22 protein-coding genes are annotated in these 24444 nt (G+C 64.7%); 2 read left to right on the forward strand and 20 right to left on the reverse strand.

Annotated features, from left to right (window positions below):
* Positions 1-74: 74 nt before the first annotated feature.
* On the forward strand, positions 75-872 hold the full coding sequence (locus PCA31118_RS07745; RefSeq protein ID WP_150624546.1) for an AraC family transcriptional regulator: 798 nt from the start codon (positions 75-77) through the stop codon (positions 870-872).
* A 5-nt stretch (positions 873-877) separates the two neighbouring features.
* Here PCA31118_RS07745 and PCA31118_RS07750 read toward each other — a convergent pair whose 3' ends face one another.
* From PCA31118_RS07750 to PCA31118_RS07825, 16 genes are all read right to left on the reverse strand, one after another.
* Complete coding sequence (locus tag PCA31118_RS07750) at positions 878-2899, reverse strand: acetyl/propionyl/methylcrotonyl-CoA carboxylase subunit alpha (protein ID WP_150624548.1); 2022 nt, start codon at positions 2897-2899, stop codon at positions 878-880.
* A gap of 207 nt (positions 2900-3106) precedes the next feature.
* Positions 3107-4198 (reverse strand): biotin synthase BioB, encoded by a 1092-nt coding sequence (gene bioB / locus PCA31118_RS07755; protein WP_246190129.1) that lies wholly within the window; start codon positions 4196-4198, stop codon positions 3107-3109.
* A 60-nt stretch (positions 4199-4258) separates the two neighbouring features.
* Positions 4259-5029 (reverse strand): dethiobiotin synthase, encoded by a 771-nt coding sequence (gene bioD / locus PCA31118_RS07760; protein WP_150624550.1) that lies wholly within the window; start codon positions 5027-5029, stop codon positions 4259-4261.
* Complete coding sequence (gene bioF, locus PCA31118_RS07765; RefSeq protein WP_150624552.1) at positions 5022-6230, reverse strand: 8-amino-7-oxononanoate synthase; 1209 nt, start codon at positions 6228-6230, stop codon at positions 5022-5024. Before bioF ends, bioD begins: the two co-directional genes overlap by 8 nt.
* The gene (gene bioA, locus PCA31118_RS07770) at positions 6227-7630 is read right to left on the reverse strand and encodes an adenosylmethionine--8-amino-7-oxononanoate transaminase (RefSeq protein ID WP_150624555.1); all 1404 of its coding nucleotides are present in this window, start codon (positions 7628-7630) and stop codon (positions 6227-6229) included. Before bioA ends, bioF begins: the two co-directional genes overlap by 4 nt.
* A 307-nt stretch (positions 7631-7937) precedes the next feature.
* Positions 7938-8729 (reverse strand): enoyl-CoA hydratase/isomerase family protein, encoded by a 792-nt coding sequence (locus PCA31118_RS07775; RefSeq protein WP_150624557.1) that lies wholly within the window; start codon positions 8727-8729, stop codon positions 7938-7940.
* 70 nt (positions 8730-8799) lie between these two features.
* Complete coding sequence (locus PCA31118_RS07780; protein ID WP_044453578.1) at positions 8800-10407, reverse strand: carboxyl transferase domain-containing protein; 1608 nt, start codon at positions 10405-10407, stop codon at positions 8800-8802.
* Positions 10408-10495: 88 nt separating this feature from the next.
* Positions 10496-10903: a YchJ family protein gene (locus tag PCA31118_RS07785; RefSeq protein ID WP_150624558.1), complete on the reverse strand. Its 408-nt coding sequence runs from the start codon at positions 10901-10903 to the stop codon at positions 10496-10498.
* 19 nt (positions 10904-10922) lie between these two features.
* Positions 10923-11528 (reverse strand): 2-hydroxychromene-2-carboxylate isomerase, encoded by a 606-nt coding sequence (locus PCA31118_RS07790; RefSeq protein WP_150624560.1) that lies wholly within the window; start codon positions 11526-11528, stop codon positions 10923-10925.
* Positions 11529-11672: 144 nt separating this feature from the next.
* The gene (locus tag PCA31118_RS07795) at positions 11673-12350 is read right to left on the reverse strand and encodes an SDR family oxidoreductase (protein ID WP_150624562.1); all 678 of its coding nucleotides are present in this window, start codon (positions 12348-12350) and stop codon (positions 11673-11675) included.
* Between the two features lie 65 nt (positions 12351-12415).
* Entirely contained in the window at positions 12416-13600 is a 1185-nt protein-coding gene (locus PCA31118_RS07800; protein ID WP_174990380.1) for an acetyl-CoA C-acetyltransferase, read from the reverse strand.
* A gap of 196 nt (positions 13601-13796) precedes the next feature.
* Complete coding sequence (gene can / locus PCA31118_RS07805) at positions 13797-14477, reverse strand: carbonate dehydratase (RefSeq protein ID WP_150624566.1); 681 nt, start codon at positions 14475-14477, stop codon at positions 13797-13799.
* 66 nt (positions 14478-14543) lie between these two features.
* Entirely contained in the window at positions 14544-16355 is a 1812-nt protein-coding gene (gene aceK / locus PCA31118_RS07810) for a bifunctional isocitrate dehydrogenase kinase/phosphatase (RefSeq protein WP_150624568.1), read from the reverse strand.
* 42 nt (positions 16356-16397) lie between these two features.
* Positions 16398-17579 carry an isovaleryl-CoA dehydrogenase gene (locus PCA31118_RS07815; protein ID WP_044453591.1) on the reverse strand — a complete coding sequence of 394 codons (1182 nt, stop codon included), beginning with the start codon at positions 17577-17579 and terminating at the stop codon, positions 16398-16400.
* 109 nt (positions 17580-17688) lie between these two features.
* The gene (locus tag PCA31118_RS07820) at positions 17689-18171 is read right to left on the reverse strand and encodes a PaaI family thioesterase (RefSeq protein WP_150624570.1); all 483 of its coding nucleotides are present in this window, start codon (positions 18169-18171) and stop codon (positions 17689-17691) included.
* 338 nt (positions 18172-18509) lie between these two features.
* Positions 18510-18944, reverse strand: coding sequence for a MerR family transcriptional regulator (locus PCA31118_RS07825; RefSeq protein WP_150624572.1), 435 nt, complete (start codon positions 18942-18944; stop codon positions 18510-18512).
* A gap of 155 nt (positions 18945-19099) precedes the next feature.
* Here PCA31118_RS07825 and PCA31118_RS07830 point away from each other — a divergent pair, with 155 nt between their 5' ends.
* The gene (locus tag PCA31118_RS07830) at positions 19100-20182 is read left to right on the forward strand and encodes an MBL fold metallo-hydrolase (RefSeq protein WP_150624574.1); all 1083 of its coding nucleotides are present in this window, start codon (positions 19100-19102) and stop codon (positions 20180-20182) included.
* A 164-nt stretch (positions 20183-20346) separates the two neighbouring features.
* On the opposite strand, the gene PCA31118_RS07835 is transcribed toward PCA31118_RS07830, so the two are convergent.
* From PCA31118_RS07835 to PCA31118_RS07850, 4 genes are all read right to left on the reverse strand, one after another.
* On the reverse strand, positions 20347-21666 hold the full coding sequence (locus PCA31118_RS07835) for an MFS transporter (protein WP_150624576.1): 1320 nt from the start codon (positions 21664-21666) through the stop codon (positions 20347-20349).
* 172 nt (positions 21667-21838) lie between these two features.
* On the reverse strand, positions 21839-22291 hold the full coding sequence (locus PCA31118_RS07840) for a hypothetical protein (protein ID WP_150624578.1): 453 nt from the start codon (positions 22289-22291) through the stop codon (positions 21839-21841).
* Positions 22292-22594: 303 nt separating this feature from the next.
* A complete protein-coding gene (locus PCA31118_RS07845; protein WP_150624580.1) occupies positions 22595-23182 on the reverse strand; it encodes a flavin reductase family protein in 588 nt (195 codons plus the stop codon).
* A gap of 60 nt (positions 23183-23242) precedes the next feature.
* On the reverse strand, positions 23243-24415 hold the full coding sequence (locus PCA31118_RS07850; RefSeq protein ID WP_246190165.1) for an MFS transporter: 1173 nt from the start codon (positions 24413-24415) through the stop codon (positions 23243-23245).
* Between the last annotated feature and the right edge of the window lie 29 nt (positions 24416-24444).

The following is a 24444-nucleotide window of genomic DNA, read 5'->3' on the forward strand; positions in this document are numbered from 1 at the left end:
CGGGTTTTTGCAGGGCAGACCCGGGCACCGGTAAGATGTTCGACATCGTTCCGCCCTGTGTGCCCCCAGCCATCATGACCGTTCGTTACCACTGGCCGACCTTCCAGACGCTGCCGTATCCGGTCTACTTCCGCAACGACGAGTTCGATGCCCAGACCGCATGGGTGCCGCATCGCCACGATTGGGGAACGTTCAGCTACGTGGCCCGTGGCGTGATGCAGATCGAGATCGAAGGCACGCGCTTCCTGTCGCCGCCACAGTACGCCGTATGGGTGCCGCCGAAAGCCACGCACGCAAGCTTCAACGCCGAAGCGATCGTCTACCGGTCCGTGTACATCGACGCTTCGCTTGCCACCGCGCTACCGGCGCAAGCGGCCACGTTGCGCATCAGCGGGCTCCTGCGTGCGATTCTGAGCGACTTCGCCGACCGGGGCGTGGCGTGCCCGCAGACCGAGGCGGACAAGCGGCTGGCGCACGTGCTGGTCGATCAGATTGCGCTCGCCCCCGCCGAACCGCGTTTCCTGCCGCAGGCGAGATCGCCTTCGCTGGTACGCGTACTCGATGCATTGCAGACCGAGCCGGGGGACAGCCGGACCGTGGGGGAGTGGGCGACGACCGTCTCCATGACGGAGCGCACGCTGGCGCGTCACTGCCTGACGGAGTTGGGGATGACGTTGGGACAATGGCGTCAGCGCATGCGCTTCTTGCGCGCGATCGAAGGATTGGAGGCGGGGCGCACGGTAAAGTCGATCGCGTTCGATCTGGGTTACGCCACGCCTTCGACCTTCATCGAGATGTTTACGCGCCAGTCGGGACTGACGCCGGAGCAGTTCCGGCGCCAGGTGATCCTCAGCGATCGCGTGACTGCGTGATCGTGTTACCGCTTGAACGCTAGCAACTGCGCGCCTTCCGGCACCTGATCGCCCACCGCGTACAGCACTTCCTCGATCTCGCCGTCTGCCGGCGCGCTGATGGTGTGCTCCATCTTCATCGCCTCCATCACCAGCAGCGGTGCGCCTTTCTCGACCTTCGTGCCTGCCGCCGCGAGCACGGCAATGACCTTGCCCGGCATGGGGGCGGTCAGGCGCCCCTCACCGCCTTCGTGCGCACCGGCCTGCGCCAGCGGATCATGCCAGCGCAGCGTCCACGACAGGCCGTCGGCGAAGACGTGGGCCGTCTCGTGTTCGAAGTCGACATGCCCCTGCACGCGGCGCTCGCCGAGCGTCACGCGATACGCGCCGGCCTCGTGCGCATAGCGGTACGGGTAGGTCTGCCCGTCGATGGTGAGTGTGCTTTCCTGCGCGCCGCTCGTGAGCACGGCATCCAGGCGCGTCTCGCCATGATCGAACGACAGCGTACGCCGGTAGTCGCCGTTCAGACGCCAGCCCGTCGCAAGCTGCCAGGGCGAATGTCGGTCGATGCTGTCCTGATATTTGCGCAGGCCGACGACCGTCTCGCGAGCGAGCTGCGCGGCCACGGCGAGCGCCAGCGTCGTGGCGGGCACGGGCGCAGCCGCCGGAAACAGGGTGTCGCGATGGCGCTCGATGAGACCCGTGTCTAGGTCGGCGCCGGCGAACGGCTCGCTCGCCACGAGGCGCCCGAGAAAGGCAATGTTCGTCTGCACGCCCACCACGCGGTACTGACCCAGTGCGCGGCGCATGCGTGCGAGTGCTTCGTCGCGATCCTGCCCCCACACGATCAGCTTGGCGATCATCGGGTCGTAGAACGGGGAGATCGTGTCGCCTTCGCGCACACCGGAATCGATTCGCACGGCGGCGGGCGACGTTGCGCTGCCGATATCGAACTGCACCGCCGCCGGCGGACGCAGCGTCGAGAGCGTGCCGGTCGACGGCAGGAAGTTGTTGTCCGGGTTCTCGGCGTAGATGCGCGCTTCGAGCGAATGCCCGTGAATGCGCAGCTCGTCTTGCTTGCGCGGCAGCACTTCACCGGCGGCCACGCGCAATTGCCATTCGACCAGGTCGAGACCGGTGATCATCTCCGTGACCGGATGCTCGACCTGCAAACGCGTATTCATCTCCATGAAGTAGAACGAGCCGTCCTGATTGGCAATGAACTCGACCGTACCCGCGCCCACGTAACCCACGGCGCGCGCGGCATTGCATGCGGCCTCGCCCATCGCCCGGCGGCGCTCTGGTGTCATGCCCGGCGCCGGTGCTTCTTCCAGCACCTTCTGATGGCGACGCTGCACCGAGCAATCGCGCTCGAACAGATAGACGCAATTGCCGTGCGTGTCGGCGAACACCTGAATTTCGATGTGACGCGGACGTGTCAGATACTTCTCCACGAGCACACGGTCGTCACCGAAGCTGCTGGCGGCTTCGCGCTGGCACGAGGCGAGCGCGGCGCGAAATGCCTCGCTGCTCTCGACCACGCGCATGCCCTTGCCGCCACCGCCCGCGCTGGCCTTGAGCAACACCGGATAGCCGATCTCGTCGGCGCGCGCATGCAAAAACGCCGCGTCCTGATTGTCACCGTGATAGCCCGGCACCAGCGGCACGGCTGCGCCTTCCATCAGTGTCTTGGCCGCGCTCTTGCTGCCCATGGCATGAATGGCGCCGACCGGCGGGCCGATGAAGACGATGCCGGCTTCGTGGCACGCAGCGGCGAATGCTTCGTTCTCGGACAGGAAGCCGTAGCCCGGATGGATGGCCTGAGCGCCGGTGGCCTTGGCCGCATCGATAATGGCGTCGATGCGCAGATAGCTATCGCGTGCGGCCGCGCCGCCCACGTGCACGGCTTCGTCGCATACGGCAACGTGCTTTGCCTGTGCGTCGGCATCGGAGTAGACGGCGACGGTGCGAATGCCCAGACGGGCGGCCGTAGCGGCCACACGGCAGGCGATTTCGCCGCGGTTGGCGATGAGGATCTTGTCGAACATGTTGCCTCCGGAAAATGATCGATTTGGGCGGCGCTCATGCGCGGGAGGTTGCGCTTGTGACGCAATTCCCACGCACTTGCTCCATTGTTTTTGCTATTGCGCGATACCGCCGCAGCGAATCGTCTCGTGCGATGTCGTGGCTGCGACGGCCCTTCAGTCCTTCAATCCTTCAATCGTTCAGCGCCAGCGCGGTCGCCTCGCGCTCAATTAATGCGTCGCGCAGGCTTTGCGGTTGTCGCATGCACTCGCGCTATCGGCGCTAAAGGTGGCATCGGCAGCATCGTCGTTGTGCGCACCAAGCTTCTCCTCCGTCGACGTGCGCATGCCGAGTCGCGCCAGCAACGCGCGGTCGTGCTCGGCCTGCGGGTTTTGCGTGACGAGCAGCTTCTCGCCATAGAACATCGAATTCGCGCCGGCGAGAAAGCACAGCGATTGCAGCGCGTCGTCCATCATCTCGCGTCCGGCCGACAGGCGCACCATGGCGCGCGGCATCGTGATGCGGGCCACGGCGATCATGCGCACGAAGTCGAAGGGATCCACGCTCTCGTTGTCCGCCAGCGGCGTGCCTTCCACTTTCATCAGGTTGTTGATGGGCACCGATTCCGGATACGGCGACATGTTGGCCAGTTGCGCGATCAGCCCGGCGCGCTCGCGACGGGTCTCTCCCAGACCCACGATCCCGCCGCAGCAGACCTTCAGGCCGGCGTCGCGCACGCGGGCGAGCGTGTCCAGACGATCCTGATAGGTACGCGTCGTGATGATCTGTCCATAGAACTCGGGGGACGTATCGAGGTTGTGGTTGTAGTAGTCGAGGCCCGCGTCACGCAGTTGCTGCGCCTGACCGTCGCGCAGCATGCCCAGCGTCACGCAGGTTTCCAGACCAAGCGCCTTCACGCTGCGCACCATCTCGCCCACCGCATCGACCTGATGCGGCTTCGGGCTGCGCCATGCGGCGCCCATGCAAAAGCGCGTGGCGCCCGCATCCTTTGCGCGCTGGGCGGCGGCCACGACTTCATCGATCGGCATGAGCTTCTCGGCTTCCACGCCGGTGTCGTACTTCGCCGACTGCGGGCAGTACGAGCAGTCCTCGGGGCAGCCGCCGGTCTTGATCGACAGCAGGGTGGACAGCTGTACGGCGTTGGCGTCGAAGTGCTCGCGATGCACTTGCTGGGCACGGAAGATCAGATCGTTGAACGGCAGCGCGAACAGGGCTTCGATCTCGGCGACGGTCCAGGGCGTGTCGTTGCGACGCAGGGCTTCGTCGTGCCCGTGGGCGGCGGTGTGAGCGTGAACTTGCATGGTGTGAATCCTTGAATTCTGTAGTTTCGTTAGCAGGTGCGATGGACGGGAAGCGGGCGCTCAGGGCGCCGCGCGGTGCCTCGCCGCGTCGACCAGAGGCGCGATATCGAGGTATCCGGAGGCGGTCGCCGCATCCGGGTGCGGCAGATGCGGCACGCGTCCGAGCAGCGGCGCGTCCAGTCGCGCGGCGATTGCCTCGATGTTGGCGTCGACGTGACGCATGTCCGGATCGACGTGATTCGCCACCCAGCCTGCCAGTGTCAGGCCCCGCGAGGTGATCGCCTCAGCGGTCAGCAGCGCATGGCTGATGCAGCCCAGCCGCAGCCCGACGACGAGGATCACCGGCAGGGCGAGCTGGCGTGCGAGGTCGGCCGTGTCGGGGGCGCTGGCGTCAGGGCCGAGCGGAACACGAAAACCGCCGACGCCTTCGACGATCACCAGATCCGCCCGCGCCGCGACGCGTGCGTAGCCCGCCCGGATCACGCTGCAATCGAGCGCCACGCCTTCGGCGGCAGCGGCGATGTGAGGCGCGGTCGCGTCCTTGAGCACGTAAGGGCAGTACCAGTCGTCGGGCAACTTCAGATTGCTCGCGTGATGCAATTGCTCGACGTCGTCGTTGACGAAGCGCCCGTTGCGCTCCGACGCGCCCGCAGCGACGGACTTCAGCCCGGCACACACCAGTCCGCGACGTGCCGCCGCATGCAGTAACGCCGACGACACGAGCGTCTTGCCGATCTCGGTATCCGTGCCGGTGACGAAGAAGGCGTGACGCGCCGGCGTGGTGCGTGCGACCGGCGTCTGGAGGTCGAGCGGGAGAGTGTGTTCAGCCATGGGCGCGCTCCGTCCAGTCCCGATCGAGTTGATTGATGGCGCGCGTCACGCGCTCCACGTCGCCAACCGTATGCGCTGCGCTCAACGTCAGACGCAGGCGCGATGTTCCGGGCGCCACCGTCGGCGGCCGGATGGCGGGCACCCACAGGCCGGCCTCGGCAAGCCCTGCCTGCGCGTGCAGCGCGGCGGCGTTCTCACCGAGGATGATCGGTTGAACGCCTGTGGGCGAGACCATGTGATGCCAGTGCGTGAGCGTGAGCGAATCCCGAAGTTGCGCAATGCGCGCCTGCAAGGCGGCGCGCCGTTCCCGCCCTTCGTCGCCTGCAATGATCTTCAGGCTGGCGAGCAGGGCATGGGCCTGCGACGGTGCGGCCGCCGTGGTGAAGATGTACGGACGCGCCCGGTTGATGAGCCATTCGACGACACGGCGGTTGGCCGCCACGAACGCACCCCCGACGCCTGCCGCCTTGCCGAGCGTGCCCACGATGACGAGGTTGGGCGAGCGCATGTCGAAGTGCTCGAACACGCCACGACCGTTCTCACCCACGACACCGAAGCCGTGCGCATCGTCGACGATCAGCCAGGCGTCGTGGCGCTCCGCGAGCGCGAGCAGTTGCGGCAGCGGCGCGATGTCGCCGTCCATCGAGAACACGCCGTCGGTGACGATCAGCTTCGTCTGCGCGGCGCTCGCGTCGAGCAGCGCGGCAAGCGCGTCGACGTCGCCATGGGCATAGACGTGTGTTTTCGCGCGCGACAGACGGGCGCCGTCGATCAGCGACGCATGGTTGAGCGCTTCGGAAAAGATCTCGGCGTCCTTGCCGGCGAGTGCCGAGATCGTGGCCAGATTGGCCATGTAGCCGGTGCAGAAGTACAGCGCGCGGGCGTCGACCAGATGCGGCGACATGAACTCGGCGAGTGCGTCTTCGAGCGCCGCATGCGCTTGCGAGTGTCCGCTGATGAGGTGCGATGCGCCGCTGCCCGCACCGTAGCGCTGTGCACCTTCGATGAGGGCTTCCACGACCCGGGGGTGTGCCGCAAGGCCGAGGTAATCGTTGCTGGCGAAAGCGAGAATGTCGCGGCCGTCAGCGCGCACGTGCGGCTGGCAGGGCGTGGACACCACGCGATGGCGTCGACGCAGATGCTGCCGGTCGATTTCCGCGAGGCCGGCGTCGAGACGATCGAGCAGAGGATGGTTCGTCATGCCGTCATCTCCTGGCCCGCGGCGATCGCGCCCATCGTGCTATCGAAGGCCGCGAGCGTTTGCCGGGCGAGCCAGTCGATGGTGTCGTCGTCCAGCACGTAGGGCGGCATCAGATACACGGTCGCGCCGATGGGACGCAGCAACACGCCGCGCGCTCGGGCTTCGGTGTAAAAGCGTTTCGCGAATGTACCGGCCATGCCGGGCACCTCAGGCACGTCAGGCACCTCAGGCAGCACGGCGTCGAACGCCCAGATCATGCCGCGATGACGGAAGTGTTTCGCACGTGGGTCGTCGGCCAGCGAACCAAGACCCTGAGTGAGGCGTTGTGCGCGCACGGCGTTGGCGGCGAGCACATCGTCGTCGGCAAAGATGTCGAGCGTGGCGAGCGCGGCGCGACACGCCAGTGGGTTGCCGGTGTACGAATGCGAATGCAGAAAGCCGCGCGCGGTGTCGTCGTCATAGAAGGCGTCGTAGATGGCGTCGCGCGAGAGCACGAGCGAGAGCGGCAGATAGCCGCCGCTGATGCCTTTGGAGAGCGTGAGCAGATCGGGCCAGACACCCGCCTGCTCGCTCGCGAAGAAGGTACCGGTGCGACCGCAGCCGACAGCGATTTCGTCCGCGATCATGTGAGCGCCGTGCCGGTCGCACAGCGCACGCACGAGGCGCAGATACTCGGGGTCGTGCATCGCCATGCCCGCTGCGCACTGTACGAGAGGCTCGACGATGACCGCGGCGATGCGCCCTTCGCGTTGCGTGAGCAGAGTATCGAGTTCGGCGGCGGCGCGGCGTGCCACGTCGAGCGACGTTTCTCCGTCGCCTGCATTGCGCGCGTCGGGCGAGGCGACAACGTGCGCGTGGCGCAACAGCGGATCGTAGGCGTCGCGAAACAGTGCCACATCGGTGACGGCCAGCGCGCCGAGCGTCTCGCCGTGGTAGCCGTTGCGCACGCACACGAACTCGCGCTTGTCGCCGTGGCCCTGATTGCGCCACGCGTGAAAACTCATCTTCAGGGCGATCTCAACGGCCGATGCGCCATCGGACGCAAAGAACGCGTGACCGAGCACGCCGCCGGTCAATGCCGAGAGCCGTTCGGCCAGCGAGACGACCGGCTCGTGCGTAAAGCCCGCGAGCATGGCATGTTCGAGGCGGCCGAGCTGATCGACGAGCGCCGCGTTGATGCGCGGGTTGGCGTGGCCGAACAGATTGACCCACCACGAGCTGATCGCATCGAGGTAGCGCTCGCCGCCGGTGTCGACGAGCCAGGGTCCTTCGCCGTGAGACAGCGCGACGAGGGGCAGCTTTGCCTGTTGCTTCATCTGCGTGCAGGGGTGCCAGACCTGTCGCAGACTGCGCGCGGCGAGATCACCGGGACCGGTGGGGGGGCGCGGGGAGGCGTCCATCGTTGACTCCTTGGAGGGCCGCACCGAACAACGATCGTCGCGACGATCGCCGTTCGTGCGGCTGGCCGGTGCGGCGCAGGAAACTGCGCTGGGTTGCACGAGGCCGGAGGTGGGGGATGGGCGCATGGTAGGCAAAGCGATTTGGCAGGGCAATAGGCGGAATTGGCGAGAAAACTCGCTGTTTTGTTAGCCGTAAAGAGACGTTATCGACAATTTCGTAAATCTCGCCGTCAACGTTGCGGCATCTCCGCTGTCACCCCTCGCAAATAAATTTTGTAACCGACGGCATCGGTCGTTCGGCGTCCGATCACGAAACGTCGCGCCACGACGGCGAACGCTTCTCCAGGAACGAGCGCACGCCCTCGCGTCCTTCGTCGGAGGCGCGGATCCTGGCGATGCGATCGGCCGTATCGGCGATGGCGGCCTCGTCGATGGCGCGCCCGGCGAAGTCCTGCACCAGACGTTTGCATTCCCCCACGGCATTCGGGCTGTTGTCGACGAGCGCCTTGGTCAGCGCGCCGACCGTGCTGTCGAGGGCGTCTGCGCTCACCACTTCGTGCACGAGGCCGAGGCGCTGTGCCGTGGTTGCCGTGAAGCGTTCGGCCGTCACGAAGTAACGGCGCGACGCCTGCTCGCCCAGCGCGCGGATCACGTACGGGCCAATCGTGGCGGGAATCAGGCCGAGCTTCGCTTCGGACAGGCAGAAGTGCGCGGTGTCCACGGCGACCACCACGTCTGCGACCGCCGCGAGTCCCACGCCACCGGCATAGGTGTCGCCCTGCACCCGCGCGACCACCGGCTTCGGGCAGCGATAGATCGTATTGAGCATGACGGCGAGCGTCATGGCGTCGGCGCGGTTCTCGGTGTCAGAGTATCCGGCCATCTTCTTCATCCAGTTCAGATCCGCGCCGGCGCAGAAGGCGACACCTTCGGCCGCGAGCACGATGGCGCGCACGTCGTCGTTCGTGGCGAGCGCCCGGAACGTGCCCGTCAATTCCTCGATGACGGTTTCGTTGAAGGCGTTACGTACGTCCGGACGGTTGAGCGTGACGGTGGCGACGTGGGCGTCGACACTGAGCTTGAGCGTTGCGAGATTCATGACGGTAATCCTTGATGATTCGATGACGCGGTATCGGCGTTTTGCCCACGCCGACCGCGTCACCCACGTCTTACATGCGGAACAGGCCGAAGCGTGTTTCCGGAATGGGGGCATTGAGCGCCGCGGACAGCCCGAGCCCGAGCACGGTGCGCGTGTCGGCCGGATCGATCACGCCGTCGTCCCACAGGCGCGCGCTCGCGTAGAACGGATGGCCCTGACGTTCGTACTGGTCTCGGATCGGTTGCTTGAAAGCGTCTTCTTCCTCGGCGCTCCACTGACCGCCCTTCGCCTGGATGCCGTCGCGCTTGACGGTCGCAAGCACCGACGCGGCCTGCTCACCGCCCATGACGGAAATGCGTGCATTCGGCCACATCCACAGGAAGCGCGGCGAGTAGGCGCGACCGCACATGCCGTAGTTACCAGCGCCGAACGAGCCGCCGATGATGACGGTGAACTTCGGCACGTTCGCCGTCGCGACAGCGGTCACCATCTTTGCGCCATGCTTGGCAATCCCTTCGTTTTCGTATTTGCGCCCGACCATGAAGCCGGTGATGTTCTGCAAAAAGATCAGGGGAATCTTGCGCTGGCAGCACAGTTCGATGAAGTGCGCGCCCTTTTGCGCCGACTCGGAGAACAGAATGCCGTTGTTCGCGACGATACCCACCGGATAGCCCCACAGGTGCGCGAAGCCGCAAACCAGCGTGGTGCCGTAACGCGCCTTGAATTCGTCGAATTCGGAGCCGTCGACCAGACGCGCGATGACTTCGCGCACATCGAACGGCTTCTTCGTGTCGGCGGGGATCACGCCATAGAGTTCTCGCGCGTCGTACTTCGGCTCGACCGGCGTCCTGACGGCCACGGTCGCCGGCTTGCGACGGTTCAGGTTCGCCGCGATGCTGCGCGCGATGGACAGCGCATGCGCGTCGTTCTGCGCGAAGTGGTCGGCGACTCCCGACAGGCGCGTGTGCACGTCGGCGCCGCCGAGGTCTTCGGCACTGACCTCCTCGCCCGTCGCGGCCTTCACCAGCGGCGGGCCGCCGAGGAAAATCGTGCCTTGTTCTTTGACGATGATCGACTCGTCGCTCATGGCCGGCACATACGCGCCACCGGCCGTGCATGAGCCCATCACCACGGCGATCTGCGGAATGCCCTGCGCGGACATTTGCGCCTGGTTGTAGAAGATGCGGCCGAAGTGATCGCGATCGGGGAAAACGTCGTCCTGGTTCGGCAGGTTGGCGCCGCCCGAGTCGACCAGATAGATGCACGGCAGATGGTTCTGCTCGGCGATCTCCTGGGCGCGCAGGTGCTTCTTGACCGTCATGGGGTAGTAGGTGCCGCCCTTGACGGTGGCGTCGTTGCACACGATCACGCATTCCTGGCCGGACACGCGCCCGATGCCGGTGATGATGCCCGCGCCCGGCGCCTCGTCGTGATACATGCCCGTCGCGGCGAGTTGCGACAGTTCGAGGAACGGCGAGCCCGGATCGAGCAGTTGCTGCACGCGATCGCGCGGCAGCAGCTTGCCGCGTCCGACATGCTTCTTGCGTGCCGCCTCACCGCCGCCACCGGCCAGTTGCGCGATACGGGCGCGCAGTTCGTCGACGACGGTCTGCATGGCGGACGCATTGCGTGCAAAGTCTTCGCTGCGCGGGTTGAGTTTGCTTTCAAGAATCGGCATGTGACGAAATCCGGTGGAGTGTGAGTTGTCGTTGAGTGCTTGTGCAGGCGGCTGTCGCGCACGACCACGCTCGCATGCGAATGCGGTGTCAGTCGAACAGGTCGCCGTCGATGTAGCGCCAGCGGCCGTCGTCGGTGCGCTCGAAGCGGCTGCGCTCATGCAGGCGGTGCGCGCGTCCACCCACTTTGTAGCGCGCCACGAATTCGACTTCCGCATGCGAGTCGTCGCGTTGCAGATGCGCCTTGACCTGAAGGCCGAGCCACGGCGGTGCGTCGTCGAAGTCGAGTGTCGCGGGGCGCGTGCGGGCCGCCCACGTTTCGAGCAGATAGGGCGCGTCGTGACGAACGAATGCGGTGTAGCGCGAACGCATCAGCGCTTCGGCCGTCGGCGCAATCTCGCCGCGCTCCAGATAACGGGCGCAGCAAGCGTCGAACGAGAGGCCGCCGCAGGGGCAGGCGTCGTGTTCGTTGTTTTGCGACGGTTGGGGGCTTGCCATGGTGTGTCTTGCCTTGTAGTCAGATCTTGCCGTGCTTCAGGCAGGCGTCGACCTGCGAGAAGCGGTCGAAGCCCCAGAACGGTTCGCCGTCCACGATCACGAAGGGCGAGCCGAACACGCCGCGTGCCATCGCCAGATCGATCTCGGCCTTCAGATGATCCTTGGCTGCGGGGGAGTTCATGCCGAGTTCGAGCGCCTTGCCGTCGATGCCGAGCGCTTCGCCCAGACGCACGAGTTCGGCGGGCTCGCCGATGTTCACGTCGTCGACGTACAGCGCGCGGAAGATCGACTTCGCGTACTCGGCGGACAGGTCGCCCCCCCGGTGGTCCTGCACCCACAGCACGGCGCGCTCGGCGGCCTGCGTCGGGATCGGGAAATGCGTCGGGCGCTTGTAGTCGATGCCGTGAAAGCGGGCCGTGCGCTCCACGTCGTGCCGCAGATACTCCGTCTTGATCGGATGCTGCATCGGCGCGCCTGTGCCGTTCACCTTGTAGACGATGTCCAGCAGAATCGGATGCCACGCGACGCCGCGCCCGTTGCGTGCGGCGATATCGTCGATGCAGGTGCTCGCAAAATACCCATACGGGGATGCGAAGTCGAAATAAAAGTCGATGGCGGACGTCATGTTCGCTCCGTTTCCGAGTGTTTCCGAATGTTTCCGGGTGACGTTTCTGGCCCGCGAATCAAAAGATACGGCGGTGTGGCAACAGCTTGTTATGAATGACGTGATTCGTCCATTCGTTGTTCGACCTAGTCCTTGCGGCGCGCATCACCAGGTGAGCGCGTTGCCGTCGTAGTTGTAGAACGCGCCGTTGTACGTGGCGCGCTCGCCCGATGCACGTGCGAGCACGCTACGCATGCCGGCCACGCTCGTGTGCACGTCGATGTCGGCGTTCTCGCCGCCCATGTCGGTGCGCACCCAGCCCGGGTGCATGGCCACGCAGGTGGCGCGCTGCGCTTCGAGCGACACAGCCTTCACGACCGAATTCACGGCGGCCTTGCTGGCGCGATAGAGCCAGCTGCCGTTCGAATCCATCAGCGCGACGCTGCCCATGCGGCTCGACAGGAAGCCGAACGCGCCGCCCGCCGCTTCCACGAAGGGCAGCACGAGCGGTGCGACCTGCATGGCCCCGAGCACGTTGGTGTGGAATACCCGATCGAACTCCGGTTGCGTGATCGGCGCGAGCCCCGTCGTGCGCACCGAATTCACGCCCGCGTTGTAGACCGCGACATCGAGTTCCACGCCGTCGAGCTGCCATGACAGCCCGGAGAGCGATTCCACACGCGTGACATCCAGCTTCAGGGCCTCGGCGCCCACTTCGCGCAGCGCGGCCAGCGCATCGTCGCTGCGCGCGCTCGCGAAGACACGCCAGCCGTCCTCGCGATATTGCCGTACGAATTCCAGGCCGATGCCGCGTGAGGCGCCGATGATGAGTGCTGTTTTCATGACGTAAGTGTCCTGTTGGCCGGGGCCTGAGCCGCAGGACGCGGCAGGCCCCGGGAGCGGGGGCGTCAGACGAGTTCGATGGCCATGGCCGTCGCTTCGCCGCCGCCGATGCACAGACTGGCCACGCCGCGTTTGCCACCGGTCTTGCGCAAGGCGCCGATCAGCGTGACCAGAATACGTGCGCCGGAGGCGCCGATCGGGTGACCGAGCGCACACGCGCCGCCGTGAATATTGACCTTGTCGTGCGGAAGATCGAACTCGTGCATCGCGGCCATGGTGACGACCGCGAACGCTTCGTTGATTTCGTAAAGATCGACGTCCGTCGTCGACCAGCCGGTCTTCTCGAAGAGCTTGCGCATCGCGCCGACCGGGGCGGTCGTGAACAGGCCCGGTTGCTGTGCGAACGTGCTGTGTCCGGCGATGCGCGCGAGCGGCGCAAGACCCAGGCGCTTCGCGGTGGATTCGCGCATGAGCACGAGGGCGGCGGCGCCGTCGGAGATCGACGACGAGTTCGCGGCGGTCACCGTACCGTCCTTGCGGAACGCGGCCTTGAGCGTCGGAATCTTTTCGGGATTGGCCTTGAACGGTTGTTCGTCCTGTTCGACGAGCGTGTCGCCCTTGCGGCCCGGCACCGTCACGGCGGTGATTTCCCAGGCGAACGAGCCGTCCTTCGTGGCGTTCTGAGCGCGTTCGAGCGAGGCGATGGCGAAGGCGTCCTGCGCTTCGCGGGTGAAGGCGTAACGGTCGGCGCATTCCTCGGCAAAGGTGCCCATCAGGCGGCCTTTGTCGTAAGCGTCTTCCAGACCGTCGAAGAACATGTGGTCGATGACCTGACCGTGCCCCATGCGCATGCCGGCGCGTGCCTTGGGCAGCAGATAGGGGGCGTTGCTCATGCTTTCCATGCCGCCTGCGACGATCACATCGGCGCTGCCGGCGACGAGCATGTCGTGGGCGAACATGGCGGCGCGCATGCCCGAGCCGCACATCTTGTTGATGGTGGTGGCGCCGGCGGCGAGCGGCAGGCCGGCGCCCAGCGTGGCCTGACGCGCCGGCGCCTGTCCCTGACCGGCGGGCAGCACGCAGCCCATCACCACTTCGTCGACCTGTTCCGGCTTGAGGCCGGCGCGCTCGACGGCGGCGCGGATCGCGGCCGCGCCCAGTTGCGGGGCGGCAACGTCGCCGAAAACCCCTTGCAGGCCGCCCATGGGGGTGCGCGCTGCGGAGACGATGACGATCGGGTCGTGTTGCATGGCAATCTCCTTGACTCGTTGATGCATTTAACGGGTTAAGGCGCCGGCGCCGTTGTCCTCTCGGACGGGCAGCCAACGCCCGGATATCCAAAGCTTCAGTCCTTCCACGTCCACACGAGCGTGCATCGGCTCAGGGGGGGGGCCGGCGGCGCGAGGCCATGCCGGACGGCGTCGCGCTCGCGCGCCCCCGCGAGCGCTACGCCTGTGGATGACGCAATTCGGCCATCGCTTCCACGCAGCGGTCATAAACCCGCGGCAGGGCTTCGAGGCTGTTCACCGACATGCGCAGATCGCGCACCAGGCCGTCGCGCAGGCCGTACACCCAGCCATGCACCGTAACCGGCTGGTTGCGAGCCCAGGCGTCGCGCAACACGGTCGTGTGACAAATATTCACGACCTGTTCGATGACGTTCAACTCGCACAGGCGGTCGTGGCGCGAGTCGCGCGAGGGCAGGGCGTCGATCTGGTCGACGTGGCGCTCGTAGACATCGCGCACGTGGCGCAGCCAGTTGTCGACGAGGCCCATCTTCGCGCCGTCGAGCGCCGCGCCCACGCCACCGCAGCCGTAGTGGCCGACCACCATGATGTGGCGCACCTTCAGGACTTCGATGGCGAACTGCAACACCGACAGGCAGTTCAGATCGCTGTGCACGACCACGTTCGCGATGTTGCGGTGGACGAACACCTCACCCGGGGCGAGACCCGTGATCTGGTTGGCGGGTACGCGAGAGTCCGAGCAGCCGATCCAGAGGTATTCCGGGGTCTGTATTTTGGCCAGTCGCTCGAAAAACGTGGGATCTTCCGCGTTCACGCTGGCGACCCAGGCGCGGTTGTTATCGAGCAGATGGATGAGAGGCTGGTCTTTGTCTTCGGTCATGATCGTGTCATCCGGCGGGCGTGTCGTTGGCTGGGTCTCGTCGATAGCGTCCAGAGGGCGCGAGCCTCAGGCAGCCGCCGCGTGCGGCGGCGCACCCGAGGCGTCGGCATGGCGGCCGGCGCCGTAGCGATTGACGAAACGCAGCGCGACATCGTACGGATAGAAGTCGTGCATCTGTCCGGCTCGCACCCGATCCTGAAAGCCTTGCCACAGGTCGGGGTCGAAAAAATCCGGATGATGCTGGCTCAGAGAGTGCCGCACGCGCGCGTCCCCCGTCAGAAACGTCTCGAACGTCTCGGGAAACACGTCGTGCGGGCCTACACGGTACCAGACTTCCCCCGACATCGCCTCTTCTTCGTTACGGGGTTCGGGCACCCGGCGGATGTGGCAATCCGTCAGATATTCCAGCTCGTCGTAATCGTAGAAGACCACCCGGCCGTGACGGGTCACGCCGAAATTCTTGTACAGCATGTCGCCCGGAAACACGTTCGCCGCCATCAACTCCTTGACCGCGTTGCCGTACTCGCGCATCGCGTGATCCACCTCGGCGTCGGACGCCGTTTGCAGCCACAGATTGAGTGGCGTCATGCGGCGCTCGATATAGCAGTGACGGATCACGAGCGCATCGCCGTCGATCTCCAGCAGCGAGGGCACTTCGCTTTGCAGCTGGGCGAGCAGGGCGTCGTCGAAACGCGAGAGCGGGAAAGCCACGCTGGAGAACTCCAGCGTGTCGGCCATGCGCCCCACGCGATCATGCTGCTTGACCATCAGGTACTTCGCTTTCACCTGCTCTCGTGTCGTCTCCTTGGGCGGTGCGAAGCGCTCGCGAATGAGCTTGAAGACATACGGATACGAGGGCAGCGTGAACACCAGCATCACCAGCCCGGGAATGCCGGGCGCGCTGACGAACTTGTCGCTCGAATGCTTCAGGTGATGCAGAAAATCGCGGTAGAACAGATTTTTGCCATGCTTCTGCAAGCCGACCGACGTGTAGATCTCCGCCTTGGGTTTGCCCGGCATTATGGTGCGCAGAAAGTGCACGTAGGCCGACGGGACTTCCATATCGACCATGAAATACGCGTGCGCGAAACTGAACATCACCCGCAGTTGCTCGCCGCGCAGCAGCACGGCGTCGAGTGCGAGATGACCGTTGTCGTCATGCACGATCGGGATGGCGAACGGTGTCGTTGCGTCGCCGTTCACGATACGTCCCACGATGTACGCCGCCTTGTTGCGAAAGAACAGCGACGCGAGCACGTGGATCTGAAAGTTCGCCGCGGCTTCGAACGTGCCGAAAGCCTCTTCGATGGCGCGCATCACGTAGCTCACATCGCGCGACAGATCGGCGAACGGGCGCTGCAACTGGAAATTCGTGACGATGCGCGTGAGCGTCGCCGCCATGCCGTCCTGCGCCGGATAGTAGACGCGGTACGTTGGCCTGGCCGCGGGTGCGTCGTTCTCGATGTACTCCGTGGCGAGCGCCGGACGCACGAAGATAAAGCGATTGTTGAAGTACGAGCGGTGCAGGATCTTGCAGCATACCGAGTTGAAGAATGTCTCGGCGAGTTCCGGCTGACGATGCTCGGTGAGCAGGCCGATGTAGTGCAGCTTCACTTGCTGCCAGACATCGTCGTCGAGCGATTGCGCGTCGAACTCGTCTTCCAGCGTGACGATGCATTCGCGAACCCGCTCGTCGTAATAGGCGATGCGGTCACGCTGGAGTTTCTGAATGCCCAAGAAATCGCCCGCCTCGAAACAGGCCCGCGCCGCGACACATACCTCGCGGAAGATGCGGTAATGCTTGTCGAAGCCGTCCAGCATCAGGCGGGCGACATCGAAAGCGACCTGCGACGACAGGAGTTTCGGGAAGCGGTTCATACCGGGCGACGGCGATGACAGAGAGGATTTGCGTCGCTGCGCTTACATTGTCTCGGCGAACAGCTCGCGACCGATCAGCATGCGGCGAATTTCCGACGTCCCCGCGCCGATTTCGTACAGCTTGGCGTCGCGCCACAGGCGTCCGACCGGGTATTCGTTGATATAGCCGTTGCCGCCGAGAATCTGAATCGCCTCGCCGGCCATCCACGTCGCCTTTTCCGCCGTGTAGAGAATGACGCCGGCGCAGTCCTTGCGTACCTGACGCACGTGATCGCTGCCGAGCGAATCGAGCTGACGGCCCACGGCGTACAGATACGCGCGGCTTGCCTGCAGGATCGTGTACATGTCGGCGACCTTGCCCTGAATCAGCTGGAATTCCCCGATCGACTGGCCGAACTGCTTGCGGTCGTGGATGTATGGCACCACCACGTCCATGGCTGCCTGCATGATGCCCAGCGGGCCACCGGCGAGCACGGCGCGCTCATAGTCCAGGCCGCTCATCAGCACCTTCACGCCGCCGCCGACCTGCCCGAGTACGTTCTCTTCCGGCACTTCCACATTCTCGAACACCAGTTCGCCCGTGTGCGAGCCGCGCATGCCGAGCTTGTCGAGCTTTTGTGCGACCGAGAAGCCCTTCATGCCCTTCTCGACGAGGAATGCCGTCATGCCGCGCGCGCCGGCGTCGATATCCGTCTTGCCGTAGACGACCAGCGTGTCGCAGTCCGGGCCGTTCGTGATCCACATCTTCGTGCCATTGAGCACGTAACGGTCGCCGCGCTTCTCGGCGCGCAGCTTCATGCTCACCACGTCGGAACCGGCGTTCGGCTCGCTCATTGCCAACGCACCCACGTGTTCACCCGACACCAGCTTGGGCAGATACTTCGCCTTCTGTGCGGCCGTGCCGTTGCGATGGATCTGATTCACGCACAGGTTCGAATGCGCGCCGTACGACAGGCCGACCGAAGCGGAGGCGCGCGAGATTTCTTCCATCGCGATCATGTGAGCGAGATAGCCCATGTTCGCGCCGCCGTACTCTTCCGAGACCGTCATGCCGAGTACGCCGAGGTCGCCCATCTTGCGCCAGAGGTCCATCGGGAACTGATCGGTGCGGTCCACTTCCGCAGCGCGTGGCGCGATTTCCTTCGATGCGAAGTTCGCGACCGATTCGCGCAGCATGTCCAGGTCTTCGCCGAGCATGAAATTGAGGCCGGGCAACGTCGTCATGACACAGTCTCCAGAGGGTGGCGCGTGGCGTTCGGCCCGCGCGCATGTTCGATGATGTAGTGGGCTTCGAAAGCGATGTTGCTGCAATGCGTCCGGTGATGCGAACCGATCAGCGCGCCGTACCTGCCGCCGTAGCGGAATTGAGTGGCAGCACGAAGAGCGTTTGCTGCATGAGGGCGCAGAGCGTCCATTGGCCGTGATCGACGGCGAACAGCTCGGCCGTGGCGACGATGAGGGTGCGACCGGCTTTCACGACCTGACCGCGTCCGACCAGTGTATCGCCCTTGCCGGGGGCCAGAATATTCAGTTTGTACTCTGCGGTGACCAGTTCCTGCTCGGGCGAGATGCGCGTGTAACCGGCGTAGCCCCCTGCCGAATCGGCAATGGCGCCGATCACGCCACCGTGAAAGTAGCCAAGCTGCTGATTGACCTTGTCGGAGAACGGCAGCGAAATCTCGCAAAAACCGTCGGCCAGCTGCGTGAGTTGCGCGCCCCAGTGGGTCATCACGCCTTGTTTGTCAAAACTGGCGCGGATTTTCGCAGCGACGGCGTCGTCGAGCGGAGCGGCGTGAGTGGCAGGAGCGTTGACCATGGTCGCGAGCAAAGGGCAGTGGGAAGCCGAGTGCCCCGATGTTACTTAACGTTTACGTAAACGTAAAGTAAGGACTTTCCAGAGGGCGGGAGCGTCGGTCTGGCGGGGGACGATGGGCGAGGGGAAGGGGGGGAAAGCGGGAGGAAAGCGGGAGGAAAGCGGGAGTGGGAAGGGCTAGGGGGAGGCAAGTAGGCGAGGGGGTATGGGCGTCGGATGGGCGGGGACCGGCGCTGCCCTGACGGAGAGACTTTCAGGTGGAACGGAGTCAGGGTAGTGCTGGTTCCCGCGGCCCTGGGGGTGAGCGGGGGCGAGGGGGAGTGAAGCGGGATGTGGTGTTATCAGTGAGAGGCCGCCGCAGCCTTAACACGTCGGGCGATGGGCGGCACGGCTTCACCGGCGGCTTCGAGCAGCGAGAGGCACTGGGCCTCATGCTGGGAGACTTCGTCGAGCGTGGCGTGGAGGTCTTCGAGTTGCTGTTCGAGCACCTGGCGGTGCTGGGCGAGCGTTTCGAGGAAGACTTTCAGTTGCGGCACCGTGTCTTTCGGCGATTCGTAGAGGTCGAGAATCGTCTTGATTTCGGAGAGGGTCAGTCCGAGGCGTTTGCCGCGCAGGGTGAGTTTCAGGCGTGTGCGATCCTGGCCCGTGTAGACACGATGGCGCCCGCCGGGGCCTTCGCGGGCGGGCGTGAGCAGCCCCTGATCCTCGTAGAAGCGGATCGCGCGGGGGGTGATGTCGAACTCGCGGGCGAGGTCGGTAATCGTGTATGTGAGCATCGGGTCGGGTTATGCGATGTGAAGCATGAGGTTAAGCGAATGCTTACCATTGCAGCTAGAATTGCCGTTTACGTTAGCGTCAACTTGCATCGTATGCAATCGGTGATGGCGTCAACCGACAACAAGAGAACAAGTCCCTCTGGAGTGTGGTCCCCGTGAATGCCCTCGAACAACAACTGAACTATCCCCTTGGCGATTTCCTTCCCGACGGCGGCACCGTGCATGAAGTCGTCCCCGGCGTCTTCTGGATACGCATGCCGTTGCCTTTCGTGCTCGATCACATCAATCTGTGGCTGCTGCGCGATGAAATCGACGGGGTCAAGGGATGGACCGTTGTCGACTGCGGCATCACGCATCCCCAGATCAAGGCGTATTGGGAACAAGTGTTCGACAGCGCGCTCGGCGGCGAGCCGGTGCTGCGCGTGGTCGTGACCCACTGCCACCCCGATCACCTCGGCCTTGCGCACTGGATCTGCAAAGGCGGCGACAAGCAACGTTGGCAAGCGCGCCTTGCCATGTCGTTGGGCGACTACGCCTGGGGACGTCTCATGTCCGAAGGCGATAACAACAATGCCGCCAACGCCGGGGGAGAATTCGCCGTCGCGCACTTCCTCGCGCATGGGCTCGCCGACGAGGCCATGATCGAGCAGATCCGCAATCGCAAGTCGTACTTCAGCGATCTCGTGCCCGAAGTGCCGTCGCGCTACTTCCGACTGCGAGATGGCGACTCGCTGCGCATTGGCGGCAGCGACTGGCGTCTGATCGCCGGCTACGGTCATTCGCCCGAGCACATGGCGCTCTACTCCGAGCAGCATAACGTGCTCATCTCCGGCGATATGGTGCTGCCGCGCATTTCCACCAACGTCAGCGTGTTCGACATCGAGCCCGAGGCCAACTCGCTGCAACTGTTCCTCGACTCGCTCGGCGTGTATCTCGACCTCCCGGTCGACTGCCTCGTCCTGCCGTCGCACGGTCGGCCGTTCACCGGATTGCACACGCGCATTCAACAGCTGCGCGATCACCACGCCGCACGCCTGCAAGAAGTGCGTGAGGCATGCGCGAAGTCGCCGCAAAGCGCGGGCGACATCGTGCCCATCATGTTCCATCGCAAGCTCGACGCGCATCAAACGACCTTCGCCATGGGCGAAGCGCTTGCGCACCTGCATATGCTCTGGCGCTCGGGCGAACTCAAGCGCGAGCGCGATGCCAAGGGCGTCTGGCGCTTCTCGCCGGTCTGATTGCCCTTCACGCTTTACTTTCATTACGCTGCAAACGAAGCGCCCCGCAGACCGAAGTCTGCGGGGCGCTTTTTTATGGCGCGCCGCGCGCGCCGTTCCTGCCTACACTAAACGCCGGCGCGACTTGAGCGCGGTTCGTGCTGACACCTGACGCCGGAGCGGTATCAGGCGTGTTGCGGCGACGCCTGAATATGCCGGCCGTCGCGGCCCAGCAGACCGTAGGTGACGAGGCTGATCGTTACCGTGAGCAGAATGTAATAGGCGGGCGCCAGCGGGTTCGCCGTGATCTTGATCAGATACGTGATCCAGAACGGTGCGAGGCCGCCGAAGAGCATCACCGAAATGTTGTACAGAATCGAGACGCCCGTCGAGCGCACGCCCACCGGGAACACTTCCGTGACGGCCGTCGGGAACGCCCCCCACACGAAGCCCATGCAGATCGCCGGGAGAATTTGCGCGAGCAGCAGATTGCCCATCGACGGCGCGCCGTGCAGACGCGTAAACATCCAGAACGACGTCAGCCCGTAGAGCAGCACGAACAGCAGAATCAGCGGCTTGCGCCCCACCCGATCCGAAATCCAGCCGGTGAGCGGGCAGAGGCATGCGATCAGCATGGCGGCGATGAATGTCGAGAGGCTTGCGACGCCTTGCGTCAGACCCAGTTGCTTGACGGCGTAAATCGGCGTGTAGATGAGCGTGACGTAGAACGACGTCGTGGCCGCCACCGTCAGACCGAAGCCCGCGATCAGTGCGCGATAGTGCTTCGAGAACACGTCGGCAAGCGGCGTACGACGGGCCGGTTCGCGCGCTGCGGCGTAGGCCAGAAATTCCGGCGACTCCGTCATGCGGCGACGAATGTAGAAACCCACCGGGCCGATCAGAATCCCGAACAGGAACGGCAGACGCCAGCCCCACGATTCGAGCGCTTCTTTCGTGAGCCCGGTGTTCAGGGCATACGCGCACAGCCCCGCGAGCGCGACGGCCAGCGCCTGCGAACACATCTGGAAGCTGCCATAGAAGCCGCGCAGATTCGGCGGAGAGAACTCGATGAGCATGGCCGTCGAGCCGCCGAACTCGCCGCCTGCCGAGAAGCCCTGAATCACGCGGGCGAGCAGGATCAGCAACGGCGCGGCGAAACCGATCTGCGCATAGGTCGGTGCGATACCGATGAGGCCAGTGCCGAGCGCCATCAACAGCACCATCACGGACAGCGCCGACTTGCGCCCGGCATGGTCGGCGTACAGACCGAAGGCCAGGCCACCGATCGGGCGGAAGAAGAACGCGACGCCGAGCGACGCCACGCTCGCGAGCAGCGAGGTCGTGTCGTTATCGGCAGGGAAGAAGAGTTTCGCGATCACGACGGCGAAAAGCCCGTAGACCGTGAAGTCGAACCATTCGAACGCATTGCCCAGCGTGGAGCCGATCACCGCTTTGCGACGCAGCGCCGGATCGATGACCGGCGTACCGGTGGGGGTTGTCTGCATGTGCCTCTCCTGCTTGGTTGGGAGTGCCGCAGGCGGATCGGAAGCCGACAGAATGGTCGTCGACACGCGTCCGCTCTATGGCGGCGAGTCCGGATTAACGTCGTGTTTACCTCTGTTCAAGTTACCCGAACACTCTAACGCAGGTTTGGAATGCACCACAACGGGTCAAAAATCAACGATGTCCGCGACGTCCCTTCCAGTGGTAATCCGTCTGATTCACCCAGTCCCAGGTGCCGGTGTACGGATTGAATTCGTACCCCTGACGAGATTCGGACGTGTAGCAGCCGCCCTTTTCCAGATAGCAGCGCTCGCGCAGAAAGTGGGCGGCGTCGCGTGAGGTGCGAGGCTGCACGGGCGCGACGATGACGGGCGGAGGCGGACGGGGACCGACGATCACCGGGGCCGGTGTCACGATGGCCGGTGCCGGCGTGATGACGACTGGCGCTGGGGCCAGCGTGGCGGGACCCGGCTGCACGATGACCGGCGCAGGGACAACGACCGTTGGTGCGGGGCGCACATAGGACGATGGCGGTCCGACGACCTGCCAGTTGCCGGGGTCCATCGCGGCGCATCCTGCCAGCAGTGCGACGGACAGTGCGAAGGACGGCGCGACGGCGGTCCGCATCAGCGACAGGCCTGAGTTACGACGCAGGACAACGCCGGATGAGGAACAAGCGCGGGGTGCCGCTTGCCGGAAGATCGCGTTCATGGGGACACCGCAGGGTTGGGAAGGCGGGGCACTGTACCCCGCCCAATGCCTCACGCCTGCGCTTCGTCCTGCGATTTGGGGAATGTCCGAGTCGCGCCCGCCGAATGCGTGGGCCCGACTGTGCGGTGACAGTGCCGTGACGGTGTTGTGACGGTGTCGTGCGGGCGTCGTGCGTGTGTCGGGGCGCATCGGACGTCGCCGATGTGCCGACGAACGCAGTCATAGGGTGAAGCGATCTCGCGTCGTCGTATAGACGCCGCCTCCGAGCCGCCCGACGGGGGCGTAATCGTCCAGACGGATGCGGCACGTGTCACGATCGATCAGGCCGTCGCGCGCATGCAGACGCAGTACGCGACCGATGAAGATCCGACGACTCTCGGAACTCAGCGTCTCCCAGACCGTGCATTCGAACGCGACGGGGGCTTCGGCGATGCGAGGTGGCGCAATGTCGACACTCTGCACCGGGGTAAAGCCTGCGGCGTCGAGCTCACTGATGTCCGACGGCAGTCGCGCGCCGCATCGGTGCATCTTGTCGGCAATCCGTTCGTCGCACAGATGCACCACGAACTCGCCCGCGCGCGCGATATTGACGGCGGTGTCCTTGAGCGCGCCGTCGTCGTGCCGGTTGATGCTCACCATCACGATAGGCGGGTCCTCCCCGAGCATGTTGAACATCGAGAAGGGCGCGGCGTTGACCGTGCCGTCGGCGCTCAGCGTGGTGATCAAGGCAATGGGCCGGGGCACGATCAGGCTGCTCATCAGCTTGTAACGCTCGTAAGGCGTGAGGTCTCCAAAATCGATTTCCACACGATCTCCAGTGGCAGAACCGACAAGGCGGGCGCGCGGCTTCGCCCCGCCCTGTCCGGATTACTCCAGTTCCACGCCCTTCAGTTCAGGGATGAGGAATACCGTGGCGAGAATGTCGATGACGTAAATTCCCGCGAGCGCTGCAATTGCGATCTCGAACGAGTAGTGCGCCGCAATCACGCCGATCGCCAGAGGACTCAGACCGCCAAAGCCCCGGCCAATGCTCCACAGCACGTTCTGCGCCGTGCCACGGGCGTGCGTCGGATAGAGCTCCGCGAGCAGTGCACCGTAGCCGCCCATCATGCCGTTGACGAAGACACCCATGACGACCCCGCCGATGAGCAGCGCTTCCGGCGTACTCAGTTGCGAGTACACGAACACCATCACCAGCGCCCCGATCTGATAACCGATGAAGGTCGGGCGACGCCCGATACGATCGGCAAGTTGGCCGAAGATCCAGATGCCCACGAGCATGCCGATGATCGACGCGCCGGTCCACACCGCCGATTTCGCGAGGCTGTAACCGAACATCTTCGACAGATACGCCGGCATCCACACGATCAGCCCGTAGTAGCCGAAGTTCTGCACCGAACACAGAATGATGACGCCGATGCTTCGCTTGGTCGTCTGGGCGTCGCGGAACAAGGTCTTGATGGGAAATTCGCGCTTCTTGCGTGCCGACTTCAGGAAGATCTCCGACTCGCCAATGACCTTGCGGATCACGAACGAGCCGAGCGCGGGCAGCACGCCCACGACGAACATGCCGCGCCAGCCGATATGCGGCAACAGCAGCGGTGTGAGCACCGCGGCGAGCAGCACGCCGAGTTGCCAGCCCATGCCGACATAAGACGATACGCGCCCGCGCTTCTCGGCCGGCCACGCCTCGATGGCCAGCGCCATGCCGATACCGAACTCCCCCCCGAGTCCGAGACCCGCGAGGAAGCGATAGACCAGCAAGTCCCAATAGCCCGTGGCAAAAGCGCACAGACCGGTGAAGAGCGCGAACACGAGGATCGTGTATGTCAGTACGCGAACGCGGCCGTAGTAGTCGCTCAGAATCCCGAAGCCGATGCCACCGAAGATGCCGCCGATGAGCGTTACCGTCACCAGCGAGCCGCCCTGCGTAGCACTGAGCCCTAGATCGACGCTGACCACGCTCATCATGAAACCCAGAATGAGAAGGTCGAAGCCGTCCATGGCATAGCCGGATACGGCTGCGATCAGCGCGCGCATCGGACTATTGCCCGGCTGCCCTGCGCTCG

The organism is Pandoraea captiosa, from assembly GCF_902459775.1.
Classification (GTDB): Bacteria; Pseudomonadota; Gammaproteobacteria; order Burkholderiales; family Burkholderiaceae; genus Pandoraea; species Pandoraea captiosa.

Excerpts from the sequence above, each read along its gene's own strand:
- PCA31118_RS07820 (WP_150624570.1), bottom strand. The coding sequence starts at position 18,171 with ATGGTCAACGCTCCTGCCACTCACGCCGCTCCGCTCGACGACGCCGTC.
- bioD (WP_150624550.1), bottom strand. The coding sequence starts at position 5,029 with ATGGCTGAACACACTCTCCCGCTCGACCTCCAGACGCCGGTCGCACGC.
- bioF (WP_150624552.1), bottom strand. The coding sequence starts at position 6,230 with ATGACGAACCATCCTCTGCTCGATCGTCTCGACGCCGGCCTCGCGGAA.
- PCA31118_RS07850 (WP_246190165.1), bottom strand. The coding sequence starts at position 24,415 with ATGCGCGCGCTGATCGCAGCCGTATCCGGCTATGCCATGGACGGCTTC.
- PCA31118_RS07825 (WP_150624572.1), bottom strand. The coding sequence starts at position 18,944 with ATGCTCACATACACGATTACCGACCTCGCCCGCGAGTTCGACATCACC.
- PCA31118_RS07815 (WP_044453591.1), bottom strand. The coding sequence starts at position 17,579 with ATGACGACGTTGCCCGGCCTCAATTTCATGCTCGGCGAAGACCTGGAC.
- PCA31118_RS07745 (WP_150624546.1), top strand. The coding sequence starts at position 75 with ATGACCGTTCGTTACCACTGGCCGACCTTCCAGACGCTGCCGTATCCG.
- PCA31118_RS07785 (WP_150624558.1), bottom strand. The coding sequence starts at position 10,903 with ATGGCAAGCCCCCAACCGTCGCAAAACAACGAACACGACGCCTGCCCC.
- PCA31118_RS07800 (WP_174990380.1), bottom strand. The coding sequence starts at position 13,600 with ATGCAACACGACCCGATCGTCATCGTCTCCGCAGCGCGCACCCCCATG.
- aceK (WP_150624568.1), bottom strand. The coding sequence starts at position 16,355 with ATGAACCGCTTCCCGAAACTCCTGTCGTCGCAGGTCGCTTTCGATGTC.
- PCA31118_RS07775 (WP_150624557.1), bottom strand. The coding sequence starts at position 8,729 with ATGAATCTCGCAACGCTCAAGCTCAGTGTCGACGCCCACGTCGCCACC.
- bioA (WP_150624555.1), bottom strand. The coding sequence starts at position 7,630 with ATGGACGCCTCCCCGCGCCCCCCCACCGGTCCCGGTGATCTCGCCGCG.
- PCA31118_RS07750 (WP_150624548.1), bottom strand. The coding sequence starts at position 2,899 with ATGTTCGACAAGATCCTCATCGCCAACCGCGGCGAAATCGCCTGCCGT.
- bioB (WP_246190129.1), bottom strand. The coding sequence starts at position 4,198 with ATGCAAGTTCACGCTCACACCGCCGCCCACGGGCACGACGAAGCCCTG.
- PCA31118_RS07795 (WP_150624562.1), bottom strand. The coding sequence starts at position 12,350 with ATGAAAACAGCACTCATCATCGGCGCCTCACGCGGCATCGGCCTGGAA.
- PCA31118_RS07780 (WP_044453578.1), bottom strand. The coding sequence starts at position 10,407 with ATGCCGATTCTTGAAAGCAAACTCAACCCGCGCAGCGAAGACTTTGCA.
- PCA31118_RS07790 (WP_150624560.1), bottom strand. The coding sequence starts at position 11,528 with ATGACGTCCGCCATCGACTTTTATTTCGACTTCGCATCCCCGTATGGG.
- PCA31118_RS07840 (WP_150624578.1), bottom strand. The coding sequence starts at position 22,291 with ATGCGGACCGCCGTCGCGCCGTCCTTCGCACTGTCCGTCGCACTGCTG.
- PCA31118_RS07835 (WP_150624576.1), bottom strand. The coding sequence starts at position 21,666 with ATGCAGACAACCCCCACCGGTACGCCGGTCATCGATCCGGCGCTGCGT.
- can (WP_150624566.1), bottom strand. The coding sequence starts at position 14,477 with ATGACCGAAGACAAAGACCAGCCTCTCATCCATCTGCTCGATAACAAC.